Raw genomic sequence first — 5,637 nt, forward strand, 5'->3', positions numbered from 1 at the left:
CTTCCTCCCCTACCTGGTCAGCGACGAGAGCGGCCGGGTGATCGGCACCAGCGGCGACGTCGGCGCGGATGCCTCGACCGCCCTGATCGCCCAGGCGTGGCGCACGGACGCTCCGCTGTCGACATCGGACGCCACCTCCTACCGGCAGCTGTCGGTGACAGCCGGCGAGGTGCAGACCCGCGCGCTCGAGGCCTACGTCGAGGTGGGCGCCACCCAGGCCGCAGCCACCGGCGCGACACCCGGCACGGTCGTGCGCGTCGATGTGGTGCAGTCGGATGCCGGCTCCCGGCCGGTCCTCGACGAGGTGCGCGGTCAGCTCATCACAGGCGTCGCCCTCGCTCTCGTGATCATCGGCGCGGCGACGTGGCTGGCGGTCTCCCTCGCACTCCGTCCGGTCGAACGCATCCGCCGGGACGCGGCGCGGTTGACCGCGGCGAGCCGTGACGCGCGTCTCACGGTGCCGGGAACGCACGACGAGATCGCCGACCTCGCCCGCACGTTCAATGAGCTTCTCGCCCGACGCGGTGAACTCGACGCCGCGCAACGCCGGTTCCTCGACGATGCCGCGCACGAGCTTCGCACGCCGATCGCGAGCCTGCTGACGACCCTCGAGGTCGCGTCGGGCTATCCCGACGCGCTCGATCACGCGGGCGCCGTGCAGACCGCGCTGCTGCACACGAGACGCCTCCATCGGCTCGCCGCCGACCTCCTCGCCCTCGCCGCGATCGACTCGGGATCGCACCGGTTCACTTCCGTCGATCTGGCCGATGCCGCGATCTCGGCCATCGAGGCACTCGGGCATCGCGATGCCGACGGACCCACCATCGAGATCGAGATGGCCACGGGCCTCATCGTCGACGGGGACAGAGCCGCGCTCGAACGCCTGGTGACGAACCTCGTCGTGAATGCCGTGAGGTTCGCCGAGACATCCATTCGGGTGGTCGGCGGACGCGACGGTGCCGACCTCGTCGTCGACGTGTCGAACGACGGCGAGTCCATCTCCCCCGAGGATCGGGAGCGGATCTTCGGGCGATTCACCCGACTGGATGCTGCGCGCGACACCCCCGGCTCCGGTCTCGGCCTGGCGATCGCCCGCGACATCGCGACGGCGCACGGCGGCACGCTCGTGGTCCTCGACGCACCCCGAACGACGTTCCGGCTCAGACTTCCGGGAGCGCTGGGAGCGTCGAGCGCCTGACGACACGCGAGCGGATGCCGCGGCATCCGCTCGTCGCTTCGGGCGGCCGAAAGGTGTTCGGAAACCCGAAAGCGTGAGACTTCCGCTCTCAGCTTGCTCGCGCGGGGCGGCGCCCGTCAGGGTGGAGGGAGCGAAGGGGAGTAGTTCCTCGCGGCTGCGTCGACATACTGATCGGTTCACGGTGATCCGATCCGGCGGGCCACTCCGTCCGCGGAGCGAACGAGACCTTCGGCCATGTCCCTGGCCGGAGTGTCTGCGTCACCGCGCCCTCTCGGCCTGCCCGATGGAGGAGTCTTCGATGCCCCCCGCCCTCATCCGAAAGATCGCCCTGTGCCTGGCGATCGCCGCCCCCGCGATCGTGTTCCGCGCGACCGGATTCGCGCCCAGCCCGCTGCTCGACATGGTGGTCTTCGGCGCCGCGGTCGTCGCGTCGTCGTTCCTGCTGGCGTGGGCCGCGGAGTCCGCGCAGAAGGACATCTCCGGCGGGCTCGCGATCGCCATCCTCGCTCTGATCGCCGTGCTGCCCGAGTATGCCGTCGATCTCTACTGCGCCTACCGCTCGGGCTTCGACCCGGCGTACGAGCAGTATGCCGCGGCGAACATGACGGGCTCCAACCGCTTGCTGCTCGGGTTCGGCTGGCCTCTCGTCGTGATCGTCGCGATCGCGGTCGCGAACCGTTCACTCCCCCGGCGCGACCCGGCCCGACGCGCGTTCCTTCCGCTTCCGCGTGCGGCGCGTTTCGATGTCGGCTTCCTCGCCATCCTCGCGGTGATCGCCTTCGCCATCCCGCTGCTGGGTGCCATCCCCATCTGGTTCGGCGTCGTGCTCATCGCGGTGTTCGCCGTCTACCTGTGGCGATCGGGACGCATCCACTCGGAGGGCGAGGAGGAGTTCGTGGGCACCGCAGCGCTGATCGCGGACCTCCCGACCGGCCGGCGTCGAGCCGTCGTGATCTCACTGTTCGTGGTCGCCGCGGCGATCATCCTGGCGTGCGCGGAGCCGTTCGCGACGAGCCTCGTCGACACGGGTGTCTCGCTCGGATTCGACAGCTACTTCCTCGTGCAGTGGCTGGCGCCGCTGGCGTCGGAGGCACCCGAGTTCATCGTCGCCGTGATGTTCGCGCTGCGCGGCATGGGTGCCGCCGCCATCGCGACGCTCATCGCCTCGAAGATCAACCAGTGGAGCCTGCTGGTCGGGTCCCTCCCGATCGCGCACTACCTCGGTGGCGGCGGCAGTGAGCTCGGCCTCGATGCTCGCCAGGTCGAGGAGTTCGTGCTCACCGGCACGCAGACGGTAATGGGGGTGGCGATCATCATCGGCCTGCGGTTCCACCGCTGGTCGGCGATCGCGTTGGCGGCGATCTTCGCGGTGCAGTTCTTCGTCACCGACACGACCGGGCGCTACGTGCTCAGCGCCGTGCAGGTGCTCATCGCGGTCGGACTCCTCATCGCGCACCGTCGCGACATCGGCGCGACGCTGGCCGCCCCGTTCCGACGGTCGACGCACTTCGCCGCCGACGAGCGCGACGAGCTGGTCGCCGCGCGCTGAAGTCGTGTCGGGCGCTCAGCCGACGCGGCGGTAGCGGATGTGGGTCGCGAGCGGCGAGTGCAGCACCTCGACGGGTTCGAACCCGAAGGTCTCGCGACCCTCGAAGATGCGCTCCCCTGACCCCAGCAACACGGGTGCGATGTCGAGGGTGAGCTCGTCGATGACATCCGCCTCGAGAGCCTGACGAACAGTGGATGCCCCGCCGGCGATGTCGACGCCGAGGTCACCCGCCGTCTCGACCGCTCGGGCATAGGCGGCATCGAACCCGTCGGTGACGAAGTGGAAGACGGTGCCGCCCTCCATCACGATCGACTCGTGCGGGNNNNCCAGGCACCGCGCGACGGGGCGTACATGTTGCGACCCATCACGTAGGCACCCCTCGGGCGCATGAGCCAGCCCGCGGCGACCGCGTCGGCCTCGTTCGCCCGGGGGTCGCCGATGTGCCACCGGTGCAGCTCGATGCCCCGCTCCCCCAGTCCCGCATCGATCGACTGGTTCGGACCGGCGATGAACCCGTCAAGCGAGATCGAGACGTGACACGTGGTGTCGGACATCGGCGGGGTCCTCTCGGGGGGCGGGACGTGCTGCCGACACGCTACCTCGTCGGCGGCGTCGGTGGATGCAGGTCATGGTCTGGGTGACGTGCGGCGTGGTGGTGATCGGGCTGGCATCGCTGACGATTCCCATGGTGTCGGCCGTGATCGACACGGCCACGCGCACGTCGGGTGCCGCAGCGTCGTCCGGGAAATCTCCGCACGCCGTCACACCGTCCGACGCGCAGTCAGACCCGCGGCGGTCGGCACCGACGACGGCCGCTTCCACTCCCGGAAGCGGCGGCACGTCGTATCACATCGATCCGGATGACGTTCTGCTGCTCGACCCTCGGTCGTCGACGTCCCCCTGAGCGTTCGGCGAGGTCCCGCCCGTGAACGACGAAACCCCCGGCGAACCGGGGGTTTTCTTCTGTAGCAGGAGCGGGGCTCGAACCCGCGACCTCACGATTATGAGTCGTGCGCTCTCACCAACTGAGCTACCCTGCCGCAACGCATGTCAGACATGCTGCGAGCCCCGAGTCAGGATTGAACTGACGACCCCTTCCTTACCATGGAAGTGCTCTGCCACTGAGCTATCGGGGCGTGCCGCCCTTTCGGGCAACCACACGAGGATATCAGAGCCGCGGCCGGTCACCGAACCGGATCCTCCCCGCGGATGACGGGTCATCCGCCCGCGTGCGAACGCAACCAGGGCAGCGGATCGATGGGAGTCGTGCCGTTCTGCAGCACCTCGAAGTGGAGGTGCGCACCGAACGAGTACCCGGTGTCGCCGACCTGGCCGATGATCTCGCCGACCTTCACGTGGTCACCGGCCTTGACCCGCAGCGAGCCGTACGCCATGTGCGCGTAGCGCGTCGCGACGGGCTGCCCGTCGATCACGTGATCGATGATGATCATCACGCCGTATCCGCCGCCGCTCTCGGTGGCGACGCGTACGACGCCGTCGGCGACGGCCTGGATCTTCGCTCCGGCGCCCGGGGTGAAGTCGAGACCCTCGTGGAACTCACCCGTGCGCCAGCCGAAGCCGTAGCTGATCGAGACGCCGACGGCGAACGGCCACTGGATGGGCGAGTTCGGGTTGTTGGTGAAGAAGTTCGAGAAGTGGGAGATGCCGAGCGAGGCCGCCATGTCGGCCTTCGAGCCCGTGGTGTAGTCGCTGCGGTCGAGCGAGGATGTCTGCACCTCGCTGGGTACGGCGAATGCCTGAATCGCACTCTCACCGCCACCGGTGCTGTTCGATGCGGCGAGCGAGACCGCGTTGGTGACAGATGCGGTGCCGGATGCCGCGGCCACCGCCTGGGACGGAAGCGTCATGCCGACCGCGACGAGGCCGACGATGCCCATCGCGCCGACCGAGAACGAGGTGGTGGCGACCCGGCGGAACACGCTCTTGCGCGGCATGGCCGACGACGGAGCAGATGCCGGTGCGTTCTTCGCGCCGCGGCCTCGGTGCGCGCGGCCGGTCGGAGCCTCGTCGGCGATGACCTGCTCGGGAGCCGACTCGGCCACAGAGATGATGGGGGTGGGGCCGCTCTCAGCGAATCGGCGCAGAGCCTCAGCGAAGGCGTCGACATCGTCGGCCTCACGCGACGGCGCCGATGCGTCCGCATCTGCTGCGGGGGCATCGGCGCGGGGAGCGGACTCTGCGGCGGTGTGCGCGTGAGCGACCGGTGACGTCGGCAACGCCAACGGAAGCTCGCGCTGCGGGCTCGCGACGATCTCGACGACCGTCGCAGCGGCGGGAGCCTGCTCGGCGGCCTCGGGCTCGACGGCGACGAGTTCGACCACCTCGGCGCCGACGACCTCGCTCAGCGCCGGCAGTTCGAGCTCACGGCCGCGCGCAGCGCGGCGGGTGAGGGGAGCGACCACCGGCGCCGCCGCACGAACGGAGCGGCGGGTGAGCGGAGCGACGACAAGAGCGTCAGCGATGGCGACCGCATCGACGATGGATGCCGCGGGCTCGACGGTCGACGAAGTGACGGGCTCCTGAATCTCGGTCACCGACGGCGCCGGCGTCGCAGCGCTCGCGGAATCGCGGCGGGAACGACGGGTCGGCAGGCTGTCGGATGCGGGTGTCTCAGAAGTCAAAGCACAAAAGTCTCACGTCTTGTCGCGCCAGCGACGGTCTTGCGTTCGGGTGGTGTTCGTGACTCGGCGGGTACCGGAAGATAACGAACTCATAAACAGTAACCCGATCGCCTGAGGATTGCCAGGGCATGTCGCGGCACGAAACCTAGCCGTTACGCAGGGCCTCGGCGAGCTTCTCAAACAGGGGAGCCGGGGCCGCGATCGAGAGTGGTCGGGCCGCGGCATCCGGACCGCCCTCGCGCCAGAAC

Annotated in this window: 4 protein-coding genes, 2 tRNA genes and 1 pseudogene; 2 read left to right on the forward strand and 5 right to left on the reverse strand. The window is 69.4% G+C overall.

Annotated features, from left to right (window positions below):
- The first annotated feature begins 343 nt into the window (after positions 1-343).
- Positions 344-1,198 (forward strand): HAMP domain-containing sensor histidine kinase, encoded by an 855-nt coding sequence (locus ASG00_RS18915; protein WP_442922614.1) that lies wholly within the window; start codon positions 344-346, stop codon positions 1,196-1,198.
- Positions 1,199-1,496: 298 nt separating this feature from the next.
- Positions 1,497-2,747, forward strand: a complete 1,251-nt coding sequence (locus tag ASG00_RS06440) for a sodium:proton exchanger (protein ID WP_056207683.1) — start codon at positions 1,497-1,499, stop codon at positions 2,745-2,747.
- 15 nt (positions 2,748-2,762) lie between these two features.
- Here ASG00_RS06440 and ASG00_RS17420 read toward each other — a convergent pair.
- From ASG00_RS17420 to ASG00_RS06465, 5 genes and pseudogenes are all read right to left on the reverse strand, one after another.
- Positions 2,763-3,069, reverse strand: a 307-nt coding sequence (locus tag ASG00_RS17420; protein WP_235559339.1) for a dihydrofolate reductase family protein, incomplete at its 5' end; no start/stop codon positions are given.
- A 4-nt stretch (positions 3,070-3,073) separates the two neighbouring features.
- Positions 3,074-3,301, reverse strand: a pseudogene (locus ASG00_RS17425) (dihydrofolate reductase family protein); the annotation flags it as partial.
- 412 nt (positions 3,302-3,713) lie between these two features.
- A tRNA-Met gene (locus ASG00_RS06455) sits at positions 3,714-3,787 on the reverse strand.
- A 24-nt stretch (positions 3,788-3,811) separates the two neighbouring features.
- Positions 3,812-3,883, reverse strand: a tRNA-Thr gene (locus ASG00_RS06460).
- Positions 3,884-3,964: 81 nt separating this feature from the next.
- Positions 3,965-5,302, reverse strand: coding sequence for a M23 family metallopeptidase (locus tag ASG00_RS06465; RefSeq protein WP_056207689.1), 1,338 nt, complete (start codon positions 5,300-5,302; stop codon positions 3,965-3,967).
- Positions 5,303-5,637: the final 335 nt, after the last annotated feature.

This window comes from Microbacterium sp. Leaf351 (assembly GCF_001423825.1).
Lineage (GTDB): Bacteria > Actinomycetota > Actinomycetes > Actinomycetales > Microbacteriaceae > Microbacterium > Microbacterium ginsengisoli.